At 40.6% G+C, this 20,513-nt stretch carries 22 protein-coding genes and 1 pseudogene; 6 read left to right on the top strand and 17 right to left on the bottom strand.

The genetic code is table 11. The annotated features are described in order from the left end of the window. Positions 1-48: 48 nt before the first annotated feature. From ACWODM_RS03290 to ACWODM_RS03335, 10 genes and pseudogenes are all read right to left on the bottom strand, one after another. Positions 49-1,038, bottom strand: a complete 990-nt coding sequence (locus ACWODM_RS03290; RefSeq protein WP_455319939.1) for an NAD(P)-dependent oxidoreductase — start codon at positions 1,036-1,038, stop codon at positions 49-51. Between the two features lie 9 nt (positions 1,039-1,047). Continuing rightward, on the bottom strand, positions 1,048-2,238 hold the full coding sequence (locus ACWODM_RS03295; RefSeq protein WP_455319966.1) for a chloride channel protein: 1,191 nt from the start codon (positions 2,236-2,238) through the stop codon (positions 1,048-1,050). A 468-nt stretch (positions 2,239-2,706) separates the two neighbouring features. Further along, a complete protein-coding gene (efp, locus tag ACWODM_RS03300; RefSeq protein WP_455319940.1) occupies positions 2,707-3,270 on the bottom strand; it encodes an elongation factor P in 564 nt (187 codons plus the stop codon). A 586-nt stretch (positions 3,271-3,856) separates the two neighbouring features. Next, positions 3,857-5,668 (bottom strand): LTA synthase family protein, encoded by a 1,812-nt coding sequence (locus tag ACWODM_RS03305; RefSeq protein ID WP_455319941.1) that lies wholly within the window; start codon positions 5,666-5,668, stop codon positions 3,857-3,859. Positions 5,669-5,868: 200 nt separating this feature from the next. Beyond that, on the bottom strand, positions 5,869-6,288 hold the full coding sequence (locus ACWODM_RS03310; protein WP_455319942.1) for a type II toxin-antitoxin system HicB family antitoxin: 420 nt from the start codon (positions 6,286-6,288) through the stop codon (positions 5,869-5,871). Then, positions 6,285-6,504 (bottom strand): annotated as a pseudogene (locus ACWODM_RS03315) (type II toxin-antitoxin system HicA family toxin). Before ACWODM_RS03315 ends, ACWODM_RS03310 begins: the two are co-directional and overlap by 4 nt. A gap of 124 nt (positions 6,505-6,628) precedes the next feature. Then, complete coding sequence (locus tag ACWODM_RS03320) at positions 6,629-7,474, bottom strand: MetQ/NlpA family ABC transporter substrate-binding protein (RefSeq protein WP_455319943.1); 846 nt, start codon at positions 7,472-7,474, stop codon at positions 6,629-6,631. Positions 7,475-7,483: 9 nt separating this feature from the next. Then, entirely contained in the window at positions 7,484-8,155 is a 672-nt protein-coding gene (locus ACWODM_RS03325; protein WP_455319944.1) for a methionine ABC transporter permease, read from the bottom strand. Further along, positions 8,152-8,874, bottom strand: a complete 723-nt coding sequence (locus ACWODM_RS03330) for an ATP-binding cassette domain-containing protein (RefSeq protein ID WP_455319945.1) — start codon at positions 8,872-8,874, stop codon at positions 8,152-8,154. Before ACWODM_RS03330 ends, ACWODM_RS03325 begins: the two co-directional genes overlap by 4 nt. Positions 8,875-8,885: 11 nt before the next feature. Further along, positions 8,886-9,902 carry a lipoate--protein ligase gene (locus ACWODM_RS03335; RefSeq protein WP_455319946.1) on the bottom strand — a complete coding sequence of 339 codons (1,017 nt, stop codon included), beginning with the start codon at positions 9,900-9,902 and terminating at the stop codon, positions 8,886-8,888. 219 nt (positions 9,903-10,121) lie between these two features. Here ACWODM_RS03335 and ACWODM_RS03340 point away from each other — a divergent pair, with 219 nt between their 5' ends. Next, on the top strand, positions 10,122-10,313 hold the full coding sequence (locus ACWODM_RS03340) for a type II toxin-antitoxin system HicA family toxin (RefSeq protein ID WP_455319947.1): 192 nt from the start codon (positions 10,122-10,124) through the stop codon (positions 10,311-10,313). A gap of 28 nt (positions 10,314-10,341) precedes the next feature. Beyond that, a complete protein-coding gene (locus ACWODM_RS03345; RefSeq protein ID WP_455319948.1) occupies positions 10,342-10,728 on the top strand; it encodes a type II toxin-antitoxin system HicB family antitoxin in 387 nt (128 codons plus the stop codon). Positions 10,729-10,874: 146 nt separating this feature from the next. On the opposite strand, the gene ACWODM_RS03350 is transcribed toward ACWODM_RS03345, so the two are convergent. From ACWODM_RS03350 to ACWODM_RS03365, 4 genes are all read right to left on the bottom strand, one after another. After that, positions 10,875-11,729, bottom strand: a complete 855-nt coding sequence (locus tag ACWODM_RS03350) for a GH25 family lysozyme (protein WP_455319949.1) — start codon at positions 11,727-11,729, stop codon at positions 10,875-10,877. 57 nt (positions 11,730-11,786) lie between these two features. Next, complete coding sequence (locus tag ACWODM_RS03355; protein ID WP_455319950.1) at positions 11,787-11,999, bottom strand: DUF2922 domain-containing protein; 213 nt, start codon at positions 11,997-11,999, stop codon at positions 11,787-11,789. Positions 12,000-12,018: 19 nt separating this feature from the next. Beyond that, positions 12,019-12,225 carry a DUF1659 domain-containing protein gene (locus tag ACWODM_RS03360; protein ID WP_455319951.1) on the bottom strand — a complete coding sequence of 69 codons (207 nt, stop codon included), beginning with the start codon at positions 12,223-12,225 and terminating at the stop codon, positions 12,019-12,021. A 72-nt stretch (positions 12,226-12,297) separates the two neighbouring features. Beyond that, positions 12,298-12,777, bottom strand: a complete 480-nt coding sequence (locus tag ACWODM_RS03365) for a sigma-70 family RNA polymerase sigma factor (protein ID WP_455319952.1) — start codon at positions 12,775-12,777, stop codon at positions 12,298-12,300. A gap of 179 nt (positions 12,778-12,956) precedes the next feature. Here ACWODM_RS03365 and ACWODM_RS03370 point away from each other — a divergent pair, with 179 nt between their 5' ends. Both ACWODM_RS03370 and ACWODM_RS03375 read left to right on the top strand, forming a co-directional pair. Beyond that, positions 12,957-13,769 carry a hypothetical protein gene (locus ACWODM_RS03370; protein WP_455319953.1) on the top strand — a complete coding sequence of 271 codons (813 nt, stop codon included), beginning with the start codon at positions 12,957-12,959 and terminating at the stop codon, positions 13,767-13,769. Positions 13,770-13,902: 133 nt separating this feature from the next. Next, positions 13,903-15,003, top strand: coding sequence for a GGDEF domain-containing protein (locus tag ACWODM_RS03375; protein ID WP_455319954.1), 1,101 nt, complete (start codon positions 13,903-13,905; stop codon positions 15,001-15,003). A 103-nt stretch (positions 15,004-15,106) separates the two neighbouring features. Here the strand turns inward: ACWODM_RS03375 and ACWODM_RS03380 are convergent, their stop codons facing one another. The 3 genes from ACWODM_RS03380 to ACWODM_RS03390 form a co-directional block, all read right to left on the bottom strand. Continuing rightward, entirely contained in the window at positions 15,107-15,298 is a 192-nt protein-coding gene (locus ACWODM_RS03380; RefSeq protein ID WP_455319955.1) for a hypothetical protein, read from the bottom strand. Between the two features lie 66 nt (positions 15,299-15,364). Further along, positions 15,365-17,335 (bottom strand): hypothetical protein, encoded by a 1,971-nt coding sequence (locus ACWODM_RS03385; RefSeq protein ID WP_455319956.1) that lies wholly within the window; start codon positions 17,333-17,335, stop codon positions 15,365-15,367. A gap of 235 nt (positions 17,336-17,570) precedes the next feature. Continuing rightward, positions 17,571-18,143, bottom strand: a complete 573-nt coding sequence (locus ACWODM_RS03390; protein WP_455319957.1) for a VanZ family protein — start codon at positions 18,141-18,143, stop codon at positions 17,571-17,573. A gap of 209 nt (positions 18,144-18,352) precedes the next feature. Between ACWODM_RS03390 and ACWODM_RS03395 the strand changes: the two genes are divergently transcribed. Continuing rightward, positions 18,353-19,117 (top strand): spr1630 family ClpXP-sensitive toxin, encoded by a 765-nt coding sequence (locus ACWODM_RS03395; protein ID WP_455319958.1) that lies wholly within the window; start codon positions 18,353-18,355, stop codon positions 19,115-19,117. Positions 19,118-19,149: 32 nt separating this feature from the next. Then, a complete protein-coding gene (locus tag ACWODM_RS03400) occupies positions 19,150-20,334 on the top strand; it encodes a spr1629 family repressor/antitoxin (RefSeq protein ID WP_455319959.1) in 1,185 nt (394 codons plus the stop codon). Positions 20,335-20,513: the final 179 nt, after the last annotated feature.

Raw genomic sequence — 20,513 nt, forward strand, 5'->3', positions numbered from 1 at the left:
AAAGTGACTGCTTCTTTTTCAAGAGACAGTCGCTTTTTTGTGGCTTATTTATTTTTCAGCTTCAAAAAACTCTTCAATATTATCGATCACTTTTTTTGCCAGTCTGTTTTTCGCACGAGCGGTCAGTCCAGCACTTCGCGTTCCAACATAAGCATTTTCCAATCCCACTACAGCTTCTCCCAAACCTGCAGGTGTATCACTAAAGGCGTGATTGCCGGGAGCTTCCAGCCATTTCGCCAATGCCTCAATCTCATGGGAAGGACTGATTGAGACATTCATCAATATTTTGCCATTTCCAAATAGTTCAAATTCTTCTTGATGTAAAACAACGACATTTTTATTCAAACAAGTGATCAAAATCTCTACTTTAGGCAGTAGCTGTTCCAGCGGAAGATAGGTACAATCATAGTCTTCTTCAATCTCTGGTTTACGCGTTCGGCTGTAGTAAAAGGTATTGGCGCCAAAGAAATTCAGCGTTTGTGTCACCAAGCTACCCACAGCTCCCATACCAACGATTCCGATATTCAGATCGGTCAACTCCATGGGCTCGCCTTTCCACATGACATCGCCGAAACCGTGCAACAATCTGGCCAGTTCGCTGATCACATACTCACTGACACCTTCATCGCCGTAGTCTCGAACACCTTTGACCGTAATGCCTTGCTCGTTGGCAAAAAGAATATCTACATTCGCACTCTCTGGAGCATACAAACTGCAACACATACCGATATAACGAATTTGTTTGCAGGCCTCCAGTACCTCTTTCTCAATCTTACTGGTGAAGCTCAACATCACACAGTCTGCATCACCGATTCGTCGAATGATTTCTTCAGAATCATTGGGTATATCTTTGTAAAAAACCGTTTCTTCCGCATAGTTTTTTAATTTTTCATCCCATTCAGGCAATAGCTTTGTCGGCTCGATCGCGACCATTTTCTTAAATTTTTTCTGAGGATTTTTACTGCGCATCGCTCTTCGTCTCCCTTCCTTCTCTTCATCATTCTCGCAAGTATAAGGGACGATCCTTCGTCCTGTCAATCATCCATGCTACTCTTCAAGCTGTTTTTGATTGCCATAAATACTACGATTACCGTTAAAGACAAAGGCCAATCCACAGACGATCAGAAAATAGGGAAGATATTCAAAACCAAACACTTCCCCTCCAATGAAAATCGGTGCTAACAAGGTGTTCGTCGCACTGCCAAAAACGCTGATATATCCTAAGGCCGCAACCAAGACTACCGGTAGACCCACAAGCGGAGCCAATACTACCCCCAATGAAGCACCAATCGCAAACAAAGGAGTGACTTCCCCACCTTGAAAACCAATGCTCAAGGTCAGGATCGTGAACAAAATCTTCAATAACCAGTCATAGCTTGCAATTGGTTCTCCCTGAAAACTAAAGGCGATCAAATTCGTTCCCAGCCCAGAATAACGTCCTTGAAAGAACAAGACTAGCAAGAAACTCAACAACAGACCGATCGCTCCAATACGACGAATCGGATCAGGAAATCGTTGATAAAAAAACTGTTTGGTCTGCTTCAAACCAGCGGCAAAGAAACGACCTGTCAATCCAAAAACGATCCCTAAAAGAATCAATTTTAAAAAGAGCGAAAAATCTACTGATATTGGTGTATTCAAAGCAAAAGAAAATTTTTCCAATCCCAAAAACTGAGAGGTCCAGCTAGCGGAAAAGGCAGCAAACAAAGCTGGCAACAACACATCGTAACGCAGTCTGCCAACGACTAAGACCTCCATCGCAAAGAAGGTTGCTGCGATCGGTGTTTCAAACAAACCACCAAAACCAGCTGCCATCCCGATTACCACAAACTGACTGCTTTCGATTTTTTTGAAGAAGCTGCCCATCTGATGAGCGATCGCTGCCCCAAGCTGAACAGCCACCCCTTCACGCCCGGCACTTCCGCCGAATAAATGCGTCAACCATGTTCCCACAATAATAAAAGGGGTCAAACGCTTGGGGATCAACTCGGCTTCTTTCTGACCGACTTGGAAAATCAGCCCCATACCTTGAGAACTGGTTTTACCATACTTGAGAAAAAAGTATGTAAAGAGCATTCCGACAGGAGCCAAAAATGGAATCAAATACAGAAAATGTTCCTGCCTAAAATCCGTTAGAAACAGCAGTACCCTACCAAATAAGGTATCGACTGCTCCCACCATCAGACCAATGATAATACTTAAGAAACTGATAAAAACCAGCTCCATTTTCTTTTCCATGCTTTGCAATGTATTCACATCCTGCTGTTAAATTTTTTGATTGTTGAAACTTATTGAAGTTACAGGAGGTACTGTTCAACACTTCACTCCGTTACGATCTCATCAAGCTCTAAGCGATAAATCGCTAAGCTCTTGAAGGATCTACTCTCGCTCTCACTTTGTTCGGCGAATCACTGTGATTCGGAACGAAGGACACTACGCTCCCTGCGGTCGCCTAGTACTGTTCATCATCAGTTCTCAGCTCCTTTCAGTCGCTGAATCACTGTGATTCGGACGAAGGAGACTACCCTCGCTTCGCTCAGCTAGTACTGTTCATCACTTCATTTCATTACGATCTCATCAAGCTCTAAGCGGTAAACCGCTAAGCTCTTGAAGGATCTACTCTCGCTCTCACTTTGTTCGGCGAATCGTAGTGATTCACAGCAAAAGACGCTAAGTAGTTTCTTACTACTTAACGTCTTGGGTTTCTTATTTACCAGCACGTTTTACATAGGTGCCTTCTGTTGTGTTGACTTCTAATAGTTCGCCTGCTTCGATGAAGTCTGGTACGTTGACTACTAGCCCAGTTTCCATTGTTGCTGGTTTACCTGAACCGGTTACTGTTGCGCCTTTGATTGATGGTTGTGTTTCTTCTACACGCAAGACAACAGTTGTTGGTAGTTGGATACCGATTACTTCGCTACCGAAGAATTGGATTTTTACTTCCATGTTTTCCAAAATGTATTTCATTTCGTCTTCCACAGTTTCAATTGGTAATTCATATTGATCGTAAGTTTCTAGATCCATGAAATAACCAGTGTCTTCCATTGTATACAAATATTGAACTGTTTTCGTGTCGATGTGTGCTTTTTCAAATTTTTCATCTGGGCGGAAAGTTGTGTCGTAAGTCGCACCTGAACGTACGTCTCTTAGCTTCATACGCATAACTGTGTTGCCTTTACCAGGTTTGTGGTGGCTGGCATCTAGAACCTTGATCAACTTACCATCTTGTACAAAAGTATTACCAGCTCTCAAATCGCTTGCTGAAATCATATTTTAACGTCTCCTTTGTTCTTAAAATCATCCTTTACCATTTTAGCAGAAGCCCACCGATTACGCTAGTGCAGACTGCTAAAAACTCTTGCTACTCTAAATTCGACAGTTGTCAATTCCTATCGCTTTTAATCGAAAATTGCTGCACTGCACAACAAAGTCTGCTTTCGTCAACCGAGAGACCACCTTGAGCCTAAAGTCTCAAGGTTGCCAAGCTTCAAACAGAGACTAATCGCTCAAGCGACCAGTCTCTGTAATTCACATTGGCTCTTCAACACGGTGACATCACAGTCTTGTTGTTCCGTTTCGCAAAGTAGAAATGGAAGTGAGAATATTTACGAAACCTACTTGCCGAATAAAAAAGCTACTTTAGCGTAACGAAGAGAAGGACTTGCGTTGTCGCCGTGTTTAGAATTCAATGTGAATTAGGGACAGTTGCCGATTTTATTGGCTACTGTCCCTTTGAAGCTTGAAAGACGTGAGACTACAGGCTCACGTCGGTTCCACGGCTGACCTGAAGCAAGTCCTACTCGTAGGTAGCGTTACTCTGGTCAAAGTCAACAGTAGCTTATAAATCCCGAACGGATCAATTGCCCACTTCATCACTCAAAAGTAGATTCTCATCGTAGAACTTCGAACGCTTCATCAGTTCGGAAGAAAACGTGTCGTAGCCCATCTGTTCAATGATCGTTGGTTTATCCGAAAACAAATCCGTTCCTAAGCCCAAACGATCACCTGAGATCTTCACATTCAAAGCAGACAATGTTGTTGGAAATAGATCGACTGCACTGAACTGACGATTTTTATCTGCCACTTGTTGTTTGTCCGTATTCAAGAACAAATTAAATACCGTCCGTTGATACTCAGGATCCAGATCATCAAAAAAATCACTATCCATCGTCAAATGATCGCCACACAGAATGACTGTCGTATTGTCATAAAACGGCTGTTGTTTCATCCATGACAGAAATTCTTTGAGCTGGCGGTCAGACGCATGAATGACGTTGCTGTATTGATCACCAAACAAATCCGGTGTTTCCTCGGTTGCATAGCCATCTTCAAAATGGGTATCGGCTGTCAGCATCGTCAAATTGAACGGTTCCTCTTTCGCTGCCAATTCATTCAACGTGTCCTTGGCATAATCAAACAACTTCTCGTCTTCATAGCCCCACCAAACGTAATAGTCCTCAGGGATCAATCCCTGCTCAACTGCCCAGTAATAATCACGGATCTCATAATTTCCATGTTGCTGAAAATATTGATCTCTACCAGCGAATTCCGCTTTCGAGCCGATTAGCAAGGTTTGATTGTACCCTTCTTTTTCCAAGACCTCTCCAATCGAATACGCCCCTGGAAAATATTCGGCACTATTTTTTCCTGAACCATCAAAAAGCTCAAAGCCAGAAGATGGACGTAGTGGCAACCCAGAGGTCTGAGCAACCATTGAACTAGCTGTCTGATTGGCTCCAGGAACTTGCAGCATACCACCTAATGTATTGGTGTTAGAAAAATGGATTCCTTCTGTTTCCGCAAGATTCGACAAATTCGGTAACAGATTATAAGGCTGACTGCCTCCCAACTCTGTAGACATGTAGCTACTTTCCATCGATTCCAAAAAGATATAAACTAAATTTCGTTTTTGCTTAGGAAATGTCAATGCAACTTCTTTCGGGTCCACATAACTTGCTTCGTAGATTTCCGTATTTTCAAAATAGTAAGACTTGATATCTGCGTAACCAATCTCCTTGGCACTCATGGAGATCCCGGAGACCACTGCCAGCAAACCAACCATCAAAGTCACCCTACTACGAAACTGTTTGACTCGATACTCGCGACCGTTACCAAACTGGATCGAACAAGTCGTGAACAAAACGAGTAAGGAAAGAACCAACACACTCCATAAAAGAGCCTGCAAAAACGGCTGTAGGATAAAAGCCTGGATCTGTCCTGGATCACTTCCTGTCAAAGGCTGTGTCATCGCAAAAACGATTTGATCCACACGCATATTGCCGATGCCCTTCATCGCCCAGAGACTGCTGGTGTAAGCCAAGGCACCTCCAAAGATCAAAAGCGCTGAAAAAATCAAATTCACCCAATTTCTTTTAGTCAATACGAGTGCAACTTTGATTTTTTTCTCCTTGATCATCCGAATCATGACAGCGACCGGTCCACCAACCAACAGTGCCGTTCCGATCACGATCCAGCCACTCATTGGAAAATCAGTGATCGGCAAGAGCGCATTCCCCCAGCCAACAGAAATGTTTGCCTGATTATAGAAAAAAAGAACTCCCGATACATATAAAAAAGCTGTATAGACAGCACTAAAAACACGCGCTTTTTTTGTTGCAGGCGCCTGTTTGAGAACAAATAGTAATAACAAGATCAATACAATCAACACGTTAAGCCCCTCCTGTCTTGACTATTTTAAGTTATTCACATTATAACATAACTCCTTTGAACCCTCCTGATCCTAAACAAATCTTAATCTTACAATAATGAAAGAAGTTCTTTTAATAATAAAAAGCGTCAGAAAGTATTTCTTTCCACCGCTCGGATATTTCTCCTTATTCAATTATTTATAACCTACCAAAGAAGCATTCACTCCTCTGAATGATGCAAGACTCTAGCTGAAATAGCTTCTGTCAAAAGCAAAGAAAAATTGATATCAGCGCGCTTTCCCAACTTATCTGCCCATTTAGGGATCGTCAGTGTCTTCTTTATCAAGGTTTGATCCTTTAGATAGTCCTCCAAATCCACCTTGATCAACGTCACGAATTCTTTTTTGTCATGTTCAATTTGATCAATAGATGACGGTACAGGCAAGCTGTTACCTTGTTCTAAATAATCTGCTAAAATCAAGCCCAGCACTTCTTCAGCCATCTCCATTCCGTAAGCAATATCATCACTATTGATTCCCGTGTAAGCTCCCTGAACGTCAGGAAATTCAATCATGTATCCTTGGGGTTCTTCTGGTCGAAAAATCGCCGGATATGCTTTTACGAGTGCACGTTTACTCATAGATCATTCTCCTTCTTTAAGATTTCAACTTCCTTTAATTTTGCATCTTTCAGAATTTTATTTTCTAGTCCCTTCCCTAAATCTTGGCTCCCATGTACTGGAACAGTGATTCGCACATCGTTCTTATACAAATGATGGTGTGATCCAAGTTTGTCGTCTTTCTACCCAGCCGTGTTTTTTTAACAGCTTCACCATTTCTTTTCCTGACAGTGGCACACAGATACCCCTTTCACAAATTTATTTTAACACGTACCCACACGTATATCCATCAAAACACACTTTAAAACAAGTACGCAAAAAATCCGCCAATCACTTCTGCGATGGCGGATCGGATACTCAATTAAAATGTTGGAACTAAGGTATCACTGTGTTCGTTTTCCAAAAATTCACGGACACGGTCGCTAGTCATTGCTTCATGCAAAGCTTTGATTTTCTCTGAGTCCTGATTGTCTTCACGAGCAACCAACTGGATCGCAAATGGCTGATCAGGATTTTGTTCAAGGAAGACGGCATCTGCTGGTTTCAAACCAAGTTTAGCAATATAAGTTGGGTAGTTGTAGACCAAGGCTACTTCTGGTTCTTCGTAAGCTTCAGACAAGTTCAACAACTGGACTTGCAACCATTCAAAGTTTTTCGGATTTTCTTCGATATCTTTGATCGTACCATTCACACCAATTCCATCTGGCATTTTGATCAGACCTTGTTCATCCAAGATCGCTAGCGCACGACCTTCATTGGACGTATCGTCTGGGATCGCGATGGTTGCACCATCTGGAATCTCATCGATCGAATCATATTCACGAGAATAAAAACCAACTTTTGCATCATAGATCGGTTGGATCGCTACTAGGTTGGCATCTTTGCTTTCGTTGTAGGCTTCCATAAATGGCTGATGCTGGGCAAAGCTGGCATCAGCTTCTCCGCTAGCTACCATGTCATTGTAGGCAACGTTATCGTTAACCTGCACCAATTCGATCTGCCAACCGTCTTCTGCAGCAACTTCTGCTGCTAGTTTGACAACGTCAGTCATTGGAGGAGCTTGTCCAGCCACTTTGATAATTTTGTCTTCAGAAACTGGTACAGCACCGCTTTCGTCTGTGCTCGCTGTGTTTCCTCCATTTGATCCACAAGCAACCAAAGTCGCAGCTGCAAAAATTGATAAAAACCCGATGTATATTTTCTTCATTTTCTACTCCTACTTTCTTTTATCTATTTTGCGGGCAATTGTATTCCCCAGCATTTGAATAATAAATACCGTCACAATCATCACACTGACTGCAAAGTACATAATTCCGTATTGATAACTTTGATAGCCGTAGCGAATCGCAAAATCACCGATCCCACCACCGCCAACGATTCCCATAACGGTCGAAAAAGAAACCATACTGACCGTCGTTGTTGTAAAAGCTAGAAGCAATCCACTACGCGCTTCCACCAACAAAAAGTGCCAAATATACTGCCACTTGTTCGTGCCTAGAGAATCCGCCAACAGACGAATCTCCTCTGGAACATCCAGCAAGACCTGTTCGACCATCCGGGCAAAGATCGCAATAGCCACGATGCTCAAAGGAAAAGAGGCTGGAAACGGTCCAAAGGCTCGACCAATGACCAGACGAGTCACTGGAATCAGCGTCACGACAAACAATAAAAAGGGAAAGGAACGAATCAAGGTGATGAAAAAGTTCAAAATCCAATAGCTAAAGGAACGTCCACCTTTTTCATTGTTATTCGACAGAAACAAGGCCACTCCCATCGGCAATCCCAAAAGCAAGCTCATCAACATCGAGATTCCCATCATGATCCCTGTCTGCTGCAAAGAAAGAATAAACTCAGGCATGTAATAGTCAATGTTTTCTATCCAAGTCATTCTGCCAGCCTCCTTTGTACTTTCTCCAAATAGGAATGCTCTTCGCTGATCAACGGATTCGGCTGATTTTCAACGATTCCCAACAACTGACTATCCTCCATTACCAGAACACGTTCACACAGCTTTTTGATCGTGTCTAATTCATGACTGACAAAGAAGATCGTTACAGAAAACTCCTGATGGATTCTTTGTAGCAGACGGATGACGTCCTCCGTGTTTTCTTCGTCTAGAGAACTGGTCGCTTCGTCACACAGTAAAACTTCCGGATCACGAGTCAAGGATCGTGCTAAGGCGACCCGTTGTTTTTCACCGCCGGAAAGCTGTGCCGGATAACTGTTTTGTTTGTGTTCCATGCCAACAAAGCTGAGCAATTCCAGTACCTTTGCTTCATTCCTTTGACCGATCAGCTTCAACGGCAGCGCTACATTCTCTTTGACGGTCAAATTGTTCAACAGATTGTATTGCTGAAAAACCATGCCGATCTTTTGCTTTTGCTGCTGAATCTCCTTTTTGGACATCTCGCTAACCTCTCTGTCTGCCAAAAACAAGCGTCCCTTTGTCGGCCGCTCCAAAAGATTGAGTAGACGCAGTAAGGTTGATTTTCCCGAACCGCTTTTACCGACAATTCCCACGATTTCTCCTTCTGCAACTGAAAAGGAAAGTTCATTGAGGGCTGTCGTTTGCTGATATTTCTTTGAGACCGCTTCTAAAGTATACATCTCTAACCTCCTTAGCCAACCAGCAGCTGCAATAGCTCAGCCGTTGAAAAATTCAAAATATATTCAGAGACATCTATGTCAGCCAACGCTTCTGCGATTGCTTCGTGCTTATAGACGACTCCTTGTAGTAGCTCTTCTAGCTCAGCGGTATCTTTTGTTCCAAAATAATCACCGAAAAACTGAATCGCAGAAATATGCCCATTCTCAGTAGATAAATGAATATCTACGATCCCGACACCTGGTACTCGTGTTCGTCGATTGAACTCAAATTTAGGTGTTTGACCATAGACCCACTCGTCGTTCGCATACTTTTCTTCAAATAAAGTACGAATCGCCTGACGATCAGCGGATGTTAACTCCAACTTTTGTTCTTCAATCTGTGCTAGATCAGTCACATGGTAAATATGACACAGCAAGCGATCACGAAATTCTGGTGTCGACAGTTGACGGTAAGCCTCATCCAAAAATGGTTTTACATTCGTGACACTCTTACGGACAGACTTGGTTGCCTTTGACTCGATCTTTTCTTTGGAGACCGTCAAAATCTTATCAAGCACAGAGAGATCCACATCGTACATCAGCGTTCCATGGGAATAGGTGCGACCATGACGGGTATACATCGCATTCCCTGAAAATTTCATCCCTTCAATGTACAAGTCATTCCGACCACCGACTGTTGCACCCTCAGCACCCATTTCCTGCAGGGCATGAAGGATCGGCGTAGTCACTCCCCGGTAATCGCCAAAGGTCGTGTCGTCTTTTTTGGTCACAAAGCTAAAACTCATATTTCCTAAATCATCATAAACTGCCCCACCTCCGGAAACACGGCGTGTCAAGGTCACGTCGTTTTCGCGAAGATAGCGAAAGTCGATCTCTTCATAAGCATTTTGATTACGTCCGATTATAACACAAGGTTTTTGAATATATAACAGAAGAAGCGGTTCTGTCACATCTGCTTGATTCATCAAATACTCTTCTGTTGCTAGATTCCAACGAATATCATCGCTTTCCATGATATGATAGCGCATAGTTACCCTTTTCCTTTCTCTAGTCATTTTCCATTCTATCATGCCCTTAAATCAAAAAATAAGCAAGTGGAAAGCTCAAAATCTGTATCTATTTCAATGGAACTCTGTATTAAAAAATGATTTTTAGTTTGAATATTAAAAAGAAAAATGGCAGAATATTTACAATACGTCCAGTACGTGCTAAAATATTGTTGTCAGGAGGTAATAGCGCTTATGCCGATGACAATAAAAGAAGCCGAGAAAATTCTAAAATTTATGGGTTTTAGTGAAGTCAAAGGAGGAAAAGGATCACATCGAAAGTTTGAAAAAGCTGGAGAGAGGCCTTTTATTTTACATAGTCACAAAAAAGAACTTTCAAGAATTGTAGAATCTTCTTTAAAGAAGGCTTTGAAAAAGTTTGAAGAGGAGTAGCTCTCCTCTTCCTTTGGAGGGAATACAAATGATTAAAATCTATCCTGCTGTTTTCGAAAAAGATCCTGTTGGGTTTGGAATATACTTTCCTGATGTAGAAGGAGCTGTCACGCAGGGAGATAGTATCGAGGAAGGGTTAGAAATGGCCTCAGATGCTCTAGGGATACAACTTGCATGGTATGTCGAACAGCAATTGCCATTACCAACTGCCAGTAATATGAATGATCTCTCTATTGACAAAGGCACTCAGTTTGCAACACTAGTTCAAGTCAATCTGATCGATTACCTTCAAGACACACAACCAGACAAAAAAACGATAAAAATCCCCCACTGGCTCAATGTCAGAGCTACAAAGGAAGGGATCAATTTTTCTAAAACAATGACTGAAGCACTGATGGAAAAGCTAAAAATTTAATACTTTTCTTAAAACAAAGAGACTCGTGACTGATTGGAGTCTCTTTCTTTTTATACCATCAAAAGCCGTACTATAAAAAAACATCACAACAGAAAAAAATCTGTCGTGATGTTTTGATTATCTTTCAGATTCGTCGATCGATCATCTTAAACGAAGCGACCATATCCCTTGAGTGCACCTAAAGCCAGATAGGCTCGACTCCCGTCTGCTCTCAATTGTTCTCCCCACAGATAATCCTCGGCAACCTGCAGCTGCTGGATCTCCACTTCTGCTCCGGCTTTAAGTAAAGTCAGCGAAGCTGCAGAAGTTGTCGGTGCTTTGCGTAAATGAACGGTTGTCGTCAATCTAAAACGCGAAGACTTCGTTGTTTTTGTAGCTTCTTTTTTGATCTCCTTTCCAAAAAAGAAAGCCAAGGTACCTTGTACTAGACGGTTCAGGTCCAAGTTGCCTCCATATCCTGGCAAACGTCCGGCAGAAGTATATTGATGCAAATGATAGTGAGACGTAGCTGTCGGTTTGCTTCCGGTATATTTGCCATTATTTTTCCCATAGGTGGGTAGCCAAATGCCGTCGAATTTAGCTGTATCTAATCGAAACGTAGCATATAAATGATTGGCGATATAGGCACCGACCTTCTTGGCTCCCAGCTGCTTCAATTTCTTTCGAAAGGCTTCACAGCCACTTCGCATGTCTGCCATCGAACGTTCTTCTACATCCAGCCACCAAAAAACCGGATCAAAAGCTTTGGCCCGAGCATAAAAATCCTTGGCCTCTTGCTCCATATCCGCCACTGAAACCCCTCGGACCCAAGCATAAACCGCTACTGGTATGTTCCGTTTTTGAAATTCACGGATATGGGTTTGATAATGCTTGTCGATCCGCTTGGAACCATATTGCACACGGACGATCACGCCATCGATTGCTTTTGCCAGCTTGTCATAGTCGATCTTGCTGGGCACCTGCCATTCACTGATATCAAGAATCACTGGTTTAGGAATCATCTTTTTTCCTCCTTCTGATAAAAAAACGAGGAGTCTCCCCCTCGCTTTCAGCTATTTTTAGAACAATGTAGTCTCAATCGTTTCTACATATTTTGCGCCGGCTGGTTCTTGATACAGGGTCACTTCTTCTTTTTCAAAAATCTGCAAAGCTGACAATTGATCCATCGCGCTACGCACCTGCTCGCCAGAAAGATTCTCTGCTGCAACTCTCGGGATCAATTTGTGTTTTTTCCCTTCACCGTTAAAAAATGTCAAATGTAGTTTTTTCATGTTTGTTTCCTCCTAATTTTTATTTGTTGTATTCGAATTCGACTGTCTCGATCACTGATTCCAGTGCCACTGTTTCAGGTGCTAATTCTGCGATGATATCACCCAAGGCCAAGATGTCTGCCTCATCAGAATCGGCGATTACATTAGCAAATGTCTGTTTGACCATTTTTTCCTCTCCGTCTTGTGCCAGTTGAACCGTTAGTTTTGTTTGATTGTGTGCTTTCATGTTGTTTCCTCCTTTTTTGTTTTGTAAGTTGCGCGCCTTACACTACTAGAAACGAGATTTCTTTCAAAAATGTCAACGTTTTTTGAAAAATAAATCAAAATGTGTTCGAAAATATTTACGATAGTTGCTGCGGCTTTGTCTCGACAAGTCCTCATCCGACAGCAAGGCGACAACTTTCAACTGATCTTTCGGCTTCAATCTGCCGTAAAAACCCTCCAGATCCTCCAGTGACTCGATCGTCTCAAAGCCTTCCTCTTCTCCTTGAAGCATCAAGAGGACTTCATCCTGGATTTCCTGATACTCGAAGGTCATTTTCCTTTTTTGATCCACCAAATACCACAAAAGATAGTTAAACAAATAATACACCTGATTCTCTGCTTCAAAATGCCCTCGAGAAATGTATGGTTCTGCCTTCAAATAGAAACGCAAACGTAATTCCTGCAAGTAGTCTTCATAATCGTTTTGCCCCGGAAAGATACTGCAACGACGCAACACCTTATGAAACAACCGCTGATAATCTGTGACAAGCTGCTCTAATTCTTGTATTTCCATGCCCTTTTCCTGTGCTTTCTTTTGATTCCTCGAGGTAATTCGAGTATAAAAAGTTCCAGTGAAAAAGAAAAGTTGTCTTCTTGTCATTTTATTGCAAATAATGTCCATTTTTTAGACAAAATAGAGTATAATACAAATTATAAAACCACTGTTGTTTAATTAAAGAAGGAGTTGATTCAATGAAGCACGCAAACAAACACAGACTGATCAAAAGAAAGAAAGTTCCCAATCCACGTATGGACTATCGGCCTCGACTTGAAAGTCTTGCTGCGTATTCATTAGTGAATCCTCTCACACCTATTGACATTATTCAGCTGACAAAAGACATTCCATTGAGCGCACAGGCTGATTATTTTGAAGAAATCTATGCGATCATCCCTGTGAATTTTCCAACATGGGGCATTTCCTGCGTCCTTTACAGGGAAACGATCCTTTTAGTAGAGCAATCTGCCCAACAAATTGCGTTCAATCTTTTGGAAGCGGTTGAGCACTTAGACTATCAAATCTATAAGAAAACCTTAAACTACCTCTTCAATGCTGAATTGCGAATGACACCGATCGCCACACGAAATTTTAGCCTTTTTCCTACAGGAGGTATTACGTTGGAGACAACGATGTGGATCAATCCAGGACGAATCGAAACGATTTTCACCCAAAAAAAGCAGAGCATCGTTTGCCTCGAAAACCTTTTTACCATTCTGATCGATCGTCACGAACGTGCGATTAAAAAACGAATGTGTCAGGCCTTTTGGGCTCATGCGATCTTAAAAAGAGAACACGATAATCAGGGCACCAAGTCGACGACCAGTCTACTGGAATTTTTAAACATTACTTCCTCCACAGAAACAAGAGATTTGTTGAAGAATCGAGAATTTCAGCATATTCCTAGCTATAAGAACGACTTTTTCAAATATTATCCGATGTTCAACAATAAAAAAATAGAAGCCGATGCAATCAAAGCTTATTGCAACAAATATGATTTTGAGGAATAAGTGCTGCTGAATAATCCCATAGTAGGCAAAGTTGTCGGTTATGCTCCATTCTTGACATAGCAAGAATGAAACTGCTACATTGATGTGTGTATGCTTGTTTCTTGTTTTTGTATTTAGAAAGAAGGAGCTTTTTATGGAGCAACTCACTTTGATACTGCTGGTACTGCCCGCCATGTTCGTAAGCTCGATCATCGCTTTGGCGTATATTTTCAAACGCTTGGACCACGTTCAGATACCTATGTTCTTTAAGCGCTGTATCATTTTTCTTTTATACCTGATCTATGCCTATGTGATGTTGAGCCTCAGCTATCTGCTGCTCGGCCATTATAGCTATACCTTTGTTTTGGAGACCTTTATCGCTTTTTACTTTTTCCCAAAATACGGGCATCTTTTTTATTTGACCACACCACTGTTCACGATGCTTTATTTCCTACTGATCAATAGCTATGTCGGCTATCAGGAAATTCAACTGCTCCTACTGGGGATCTGTTTGTTCTTCTTTACAGCTCTGTTGAAAAGAATCTCTAAACTAGCCATGGGATGGAACGTGTTGATTACTTTTTTTACGAGAACATTGCTTTCGGTGAGTCTTTTCCTTATCTATGGAGAAAATTACAGCCCAATCAGTGATCTACTTCTCGTTCTGATCGGTTCTATCGTCATTACGATGCTTTTGTGGTGGTTTTATGTGTTACGGAGAAAAGAAGACGCCCAGATGCAGAGAGTCATCGAGCAGGGGCAAACAGATGCGTTGACCGGTATCTATAATTTCCAAAAACTAGGGATGGATTTACACGATCACCAGCAAGCCGATCGCTCTTTTGCACTGGTCATGATCGACCTGGATCATTTCAAACAGTTGAATGACACTTACGGACACACTGCCGGTAATGAGATCTTGCAAAATTTTGTCCACCTAATGGATACCAGCTTCTCATCGATTCTTACCAAAGAAGACTATTCGATCTATCGTTTTGGTGGCGAAGAGTTTTGTGTGATCTTTCCTGACTGTTCTAAACAGGAAGCCTTTGAACATCTTTCCTTTTTCAAACATGTCTACAATAAACACAGACGTGCTCTGAAAGAAGAGAGTCAGTCACTGACCTTCTCGGCAGGAATTGCTTCCAGCATCGATCATGGTTCGGATGGCATGAAAACCATCAAATTCGCCGACGAAGCTCTGTATCGTGCAAAAAACAACTGGCGTGATCAGATATGTATTTACGAAGAATAAAAAATAGACGTAAGCAGCTTGGTTGCTTACGTCTATTTTTGTCATGGATTACTAAGAATGTCGACTGCCCTTAGATTGGATCGATCCTAGCAAAATTTTCTCTTCACTTCTTAAGAACTTCTCTCAATGCACCGATCAATACGCCCGTTTCTCTTCTGCGTTCTTTTTGTTCTTGTGCTTCCAGCTGTTTACGCTTTTTGCCGAGTCCTTTTTTCTTTCCTGAAGCTGTCCGCAGCTTTTTTGATGCATTCGAGTAGTTTCTTACAAAACTGCTACTTCCTCTGATTTTCATCATTGACCACATCCTTCTTTCTTCTATTTTAACAAGAAATGGTCAATAAAGACAAATGGCACCTTTTGTTCATCCGTTTCTTGAGAAAATGTATTCCTCTTTTCTTGCTCCTTGAGGGGAAGAAACTCTCGTATAAAAATCAACACTAACGTCATTCTCGTTCAAGGGTCGAATATACATCCGCAGATTGATTTCTCCATTGATAACCGCTGCAAATTGGAACACATCGTCTTCATTTGCTTGTTCTCTCGCCCATTCCTGCCCATTGTTGAAGAAATCAGGTAAATTATTTTTTACAAGTTGAAAGGCTTCTTCCGCCGTCCAAGCAGTGGCTTGCTGACTCTGATCATTCGATGTATCTATCGCTGTTCCAATTTGGTCTTCACTCATCCGAACAAACTCCTCTACTAAATCGAGATTGTCTTCAGAAAAAAAGGTGTCTCGATCTGAAATCACCAGATCATTTAGATTCTTATTGCTTCCATAATGATAGACGGTGAGTCGCTGTTGGTCCTCAGACATTACGATTCTTAACGGTGGACTGATATTGTGTCCCTGACCTGCAATCATCTCATAACCGGAAATACTGATCGGAACCTCTTCTAAATTTTGGAAATTCAGTCCATAGGGCATCGCAAAAACGTAGCCTGAACTACTTTCACCCGTGGGAATAGAGACTGATTCTGCATTCAAGCGATCCTCAAATTTTGTAATCCGAATAGCCCATTCATTGGAGTCCGGGTATTTCCATAGCCCTTCAAAATCGTTCAGTGAAATAGCGGCTGGTACTTCATAGGTTTCGTCAACCTCCCAGAGAGTGAGGGATTCCTCATCAAAGAGTGGCTGAGAAAGCTCGTGATCAGAAGCATCAAAAATATTGAACGCTTGAGACAATTGAAATACAAAGCTGCCGTTTAAATCGATGGTGCCTGTTGACTGTAGCTGCTCGCCGATCAAGTCTGTTCCAGCAAAGGAAAAAACAGGTTCTGTGTCTGCTGGCACAGGTTCTACATTTTTTATCTTTCCTTCTGTTTTGATCCCTGCTTGAAAATTAGACCCTACCGTTCCAAACAACAGCATTTCATAACTAAGACTTGGATAGATCGTCCCGTTGAATGCCTCGATCTGATGGTTGATCTCTAGCGATTGGGAATGATCTTCTTGGATGGGACGCAAACCTTCTTTGCTAGAATAATCAAACCCTAACTGCATATTGAAGGTCGAGAGATCGATTGGTTTATCCGCTGTACTGACCGCCACGTCTTCTTCAATGCTCCCGATAATATTGTGACGAAGAACCAATGGAAACAGTCCATAGATAGGGATCGTCTGTGTTTGTTCTTCCTCCAACCATTGAATCGTTTGCTGGTAATCCTCGACAGACAGACCTTCTTTTGAAAGTGCCGTATGGATCTTAGGTGCCAGCTCAAAAGAAAAGACGATTTCTCCATCTTTGATAACCATGTGCAAGGTCATGGTCATCGACGCATCGATCGCAGCTACCCCAAATTCTCCTTGGATCATTCCCTCAGAACTTTGCACCGTTTCTTGGGTTTCCGCGAGATTGTTCAAGACAGCCAAGGCCTCTAAATCTTTGCTTTCTCCCTCTTCTTCAAATTTGGTGATTTGATACGTACCATCTTCAGTCAAAGTAGTTTCCACATAAATGTCGCAGTACTCAATGGCTTCTGTCAGTGCAGCCGGTCTGGTAGTGAGCTGATAACCTTCTGAGACTTCCTCGATCGCTTCGACCTTTCGCAACAATCCGTCCGGTGTTTGGTCAGTGACTCCACTCGAAAGGATCGACCCTACTTGAAAGTGCTCACCATCTGAGACAAGGATTGTCTCCTCGGACACTTCTAAAATCTCCCATTCGCTTTCTTCTGTGTAGATCAACACATCTTCCGAGAGAAATCCTTGAGTTGCATCAGAGACCCCACTCTCTTTTTCAACAGCCGATGAAAACCGCCAAAAAGCAAAACCTCCCCCAATAACAAGCAACAAAAGCAAACCAACAAACCCTTTCAATCCTTTTTTCATTCAATTCACTCCCATTTATACAGCGCATTCTTTTTATAGCAGTAATTATAACTGAATTTTTTTCTTTGTACTACTTTAAATCAAGAGAATGCACTGTTTCTATCACGGAATCTTGCTTTTTTTCTTCATAGCTTCTTGAAATACAAAAAATGCCCTCAACAGTAGAGAGCGTTACACCTTTTGTCATTTACAAGCAAGCGTGGTGAAGATAGTTCACTTTTAAAGGATCAAAAAATCACCGGATACTTTGCAGCTTCCGAAACATTAGATAACCGATCGTACAGCCGATGAAATTCAACAAAATATCACTTAGAGCGAAGGTACCGATATAAAAAGCATATTGAATTGTTTCAATCCCTACTATCGTCAGTAAGGAAATTACAACAAATTCAACAGCGTTCGCTTTAAAACCATACAAACCACCTAAAGGAACAAAGTATAGCACATTCAACATCGCTTCCATCAATACTTTTTTGTCCCGAACTACAAAATCAAAGAGCTCCCAATTGAAGGTATGATAGTGAGGTGCCTTGGTGAACAGGACGACAAAAAGAAGAAAGAGATAGACGCTATAAAACAAATAGACATAGATCATCGAAAATCGTTTCAGATCAATCTGAATGTACAAGAGCCATAGACTAAGGGTCACAAAAGCAATCAACGTTTCTCTAGTATAAGCAAAACGCGCCATTACATGCTCAAAGCGTTCGTATTGTAATAACGTCGGATAGGCAATCGATTGAATAATGAAAACTGCTAAAAGCAAGGCCAGTACTAAAGCCAGTAAATATCGAATCGAACGTCTCATAAACTTTCCTCCTTTTCATATTTCTATTAATTGTAGCAAAAAATGGAGGAAAACTGGAAAGAAATGTTTGGAAAGCGCACTCTAGTTTCATTTATTTAAAGCATAATTTTCTATAATTTTAGTCAGAACTTTAAAAAAAACAGAAAATTAATGTTTTTGCTTTAAAAATGTTGTATACTAACAGAGAAAAATGGATGGGAGGTTTACATATGGATGAATTTAAATTAGATACAGCAATCAGTAAAGTAATAGTAGATGGTACTTTAAAAGGATATTTACAGTACCTAGAGGAACGAAAAAGTAAAAAAGACTCCATGAACGTTAGTGGTGCCTACGCTTGGACAAAAGGAAATCATATTGATGATCAAGTTTCTAAAATTGGACAAGATCACAACATACAGTTTAAAATTGAAAAAGCAGGCTATACTTGGGAGTACTTGCAATTTACAGTTAGCGAAAATACTGAAGATTATATGATCATCGTAAAAAACTCTAAAAGAGTACAAAAATCTTTCGACGACCAGAAAAAGAAAGCAAATGAAGATAATTATTTAGTGAACTTGGCGGATATCAATAAGGATATTTTACAAAATAGAACGAAAAATTACATTCTTCAACCAGAACAAATTCAACTTGAATTGAATGACCCAGAGGAAATAAGAGCTATAATAGAAGAAAAACAACTAAACGTGAGCCAAGACTATTCACGTTTTTATATCGTCACCTATGAAATCGATGAAGAAACTAAATTTATCCACTCAATAAAATTAACTATGCCCAATCGCCAAACAATGAATCTAGAGCTAATTGAAGATTTGAGTTATTTGATTCAAGATAGTGCGTATGAAATTACTGCTGAAGATGTTGAACCAATTATGAATGAAAACGTTGCTGAGAAGACCATTTTCTCAGGTGATTCAAATTCATTTGGCTACTCTATCCCTGAAGAAGAACAAGAAGAATCTGGAAGCTAACTTCCTAACAACTAAGCAAGGATGTGATTACAATGTTTTTCGGAGAGAAATTACAAAGTGTCAGAGAATTAAATGGTCTCTCCAGAAAGGAACTTGCTGACGAATTAAATTTAAGTGAACAAGCAATTTGGCAGTATGAAAATCAATATACCGTACCTAAATTTGAAGTAGTTAATGAGTTGAAAAAGATTTTTAATGTGAAAGCTCAATTTTTCTACACAGAACCTTTCGCTACGAACATCTCGAAAATTGAGAACATTGCCTATCGAGCTGAAGATCGAGAAGCTCGTAAAAAAACAAAGATGGAAACAACCTTTATTGATTTTGTTAGTTACTTTTTAGATAAATTTGAAAGTAAACTCCATTTACCGATGAATGTTCTTTCCCCATTAAGAGATGAGTCCATTCAATTGTATAATCGATCTTTGGACACTACTGACAGACTTTTGCAATTGGAAAAAATTGCTGAAAATGCTAGAAAAAAATTAGATGTACAAGCAAACTCGGAACTTCTTTACAAGCTTGAGTTATCAGGAATCTATGTTTTAGAAAAAAATATGGGCGCAACAATTGATGCTTATAGTACATGGACCAACCAAGGAAAACCTTTTATTATTTTGGGTAACAAAAAAAAATCGGCTGTTCGAAGAAATTTTGATTTAGCACATGAATTAGGACACCTGTTACTGCATTATAAAATCGACATGGATAGCTTAACAAAAGATGAGCATAAAATAATCGAAAAAGAAGCCAATGATTTCGCCTCATTCTTTCTTCTACCAAAAGAACAGTTCTTAAAAGATTTTGCAACAATTTCAAAGAAATCAAATCCTGAATCGTACGTAGATTTAAAAATGAAACGTATGGTTTCCATTGCTGCCTTAGAATATCGTGCATATAAACTGGAACTATTGACGTTTGAAGAAAATCGTTACTTCTATGCCACTTTAAACCGGAAAAATTACAGAACGAATGAACCTTTAGATGAAGATATCGCTATTGTTAGACCTGGAAAAGTACGTGCTTTACTCGATTTAATTTTAAGAAACCGCCTGTTTTCTTTAAATGATATTTTAAATGATCATTCGATCGACCGTTCATTTTTAGAAGCTCTGTTTGGTCTTGAAAACAAATTCTTAAATAAATATACGGAAGAATCTAATAGAGAATATTTTAATGATTCCAACGTTGTATCTTTGTTCCCTACAGAATCCTAATAATTAGCGTCAGACATCTCTTTTATTTAGTAGAAGAGATGTCTTTTTTAGATCGCAAATTTTATAATCAAGTTAGCCACCTAAGAAAATAAAAAAACATCATAGTGAAATATCGTGTATTATTGGGGTTCCAACACCAAACCAATAAGGAGATTTTCACTATGACTTGCACAAATTCT

This window comes from Enterococcus olivae (assembly GCF_053760925.1).

Excerpts from the sequence above, each read along its gene's own strand:
- ACWODM_RS03325 (WP_455319944.1), bottom strand. The coding sequence starts at position 8,155 with ATGACTTGGATAGAAAACATTGACTATTACATGCCTGAGTTTATTCTT.
- ACWODM_RS03295 (WP_455319966.1), bottom strand. The coding sequence starts at position 2,238 with ATGGAAAAGAAAATGGAGCTGGTTTTTATCAGTTTCTTAAGTATTATC.
- ACWODM_RS03350 (WP_455319949.1), bottom strand. The coding sequence starts at position 11,729 with ATGATTCCTAAACCAGTGATTCTTGATATCAGTGAATGGCAGGTGCCC.
- ACWODM_RS03345 (WP_455319948.1), top strand. The coding sequence starts at position 10,342 with ATGATTAAAATCTATCCTGCTGTTTTCGAAAAAGATCCTGTTGGGTTT.
- ACWODM_RS03395 (WP_455319958.1), top strand. The coding sequence starts at position 18,353 with ATGGATGAATTTAAATTAGATACAGCAATCAGTAAAGTAATAGTAGAT.
- ACWODM_RS03310 (WP_455319942.1), bottom strand. The coding sequence starts at position 6,288 with ATGAGTAAACGTGCACTCGTAAAAGCATATCCGGCGATTTTTCGACCA.
- ACWODM_RS03400 (WP_455319959.1), top strand. The coding sequence starts at position 19,150 with ATGTTTTTCGGAGAGAAATTACAAAGTGTCAGAGAATTAAATGGTCTC.
- ACWODM_RS03370 (WP_455319953.1), top strand. The coding sequence starts at position 12,957 with ATGAAGCACGCAAACAAACACAGACTGATCAAAAGAAAGAAAGTTCCC.
- ACWODM_RS03365 (WP_455319952.1), bottom strand. The coding sequence starts at position 12,777 with ATGGAAATACAAGAATTAGAGCAGCTTGTCACAGATTATCAGCGGTTG.
- ACWODM_RS03330 (WP_455319945.1), bottom strand. The coding sequence starts at position 8,874 with ATGTATACTTTAGAAGCGGTCTCAAAGAAATATCAGCAAACGACAGCC.
- efp (WP_455319940.1), bottom strand. The coding sequence starts at position 3,270 with ATGATTTCAGCAAGCGATTTGAGAGCTGGTAATACTTTTGTACAAGAT.
- ACWODM_RS03360 (WP_455319951.1), bottom strand. The coding sequence starts at position 12,225 with ATGAAAGCACACAATCAAACAAAACTAACGGTTCAACTGGCACAAGAC.
- ACWODM_RS03335 (WP_455319946.1), bottom strand. The coding sequence starts at position 9,902 with ATGCGCTATCATATCATGGAAAGCGATGATATTCGTTGGAATCTAGCA.
- ACWODM_RS03390 (WP_455319957.1), bottom strand. The coding sequence starts at position 18,143 with ATGAGACGTTCGATTCGATATTTACTGGCTTTAGTACTGGCCTTGCTT.
- ACWODM_RS03380 (WP_455319955.1), bottom strand. The coding sequence starts at position 15,298 with ATGATGAAAATCAGAGGAAGTAGCAGTTTTGTAAGAAACTACTCGAAT.
- ACWODM_RS03320 (WP_455319943.1), bottom strand. The coding sequence starts at position 7,474 with ATGAAGAAAATATACATCGGGTTTTTATCAATTTTTGCAGCTGCGACT.
- ACWODM_RS03355 (WP_455319950.1), bottom strand. The coding sequence starts at position 11,999 with ATGAAAAAACTACATTTGACATTTTTTAACGGTGAAGGGAAAAAACAC.
- ACWODM_RS03385 (WP_455319956.1), bottom strand. The coding sequence starts at position 17,335 with ATGAAAAAAGGATTGAAAGGGTTTGTTGGTTTGCTTTTGTTGCTTGTT.
- ACWODM_RS03375 (WP_455319954.1), top strand. The coding sequence starts at position 13,903 with ATGGAGCAACTCACTTTGATACTGCTGGTACTGCCCGCCATGTTCGTA.
- ACWODM_RS03340 (WP_455319947.1), top strand. The coding sequence starts at position 10,122 with ATGACAATAAAAGAAGCCGAGAAAATTCTAAAATTTATGGGTTTTAGT.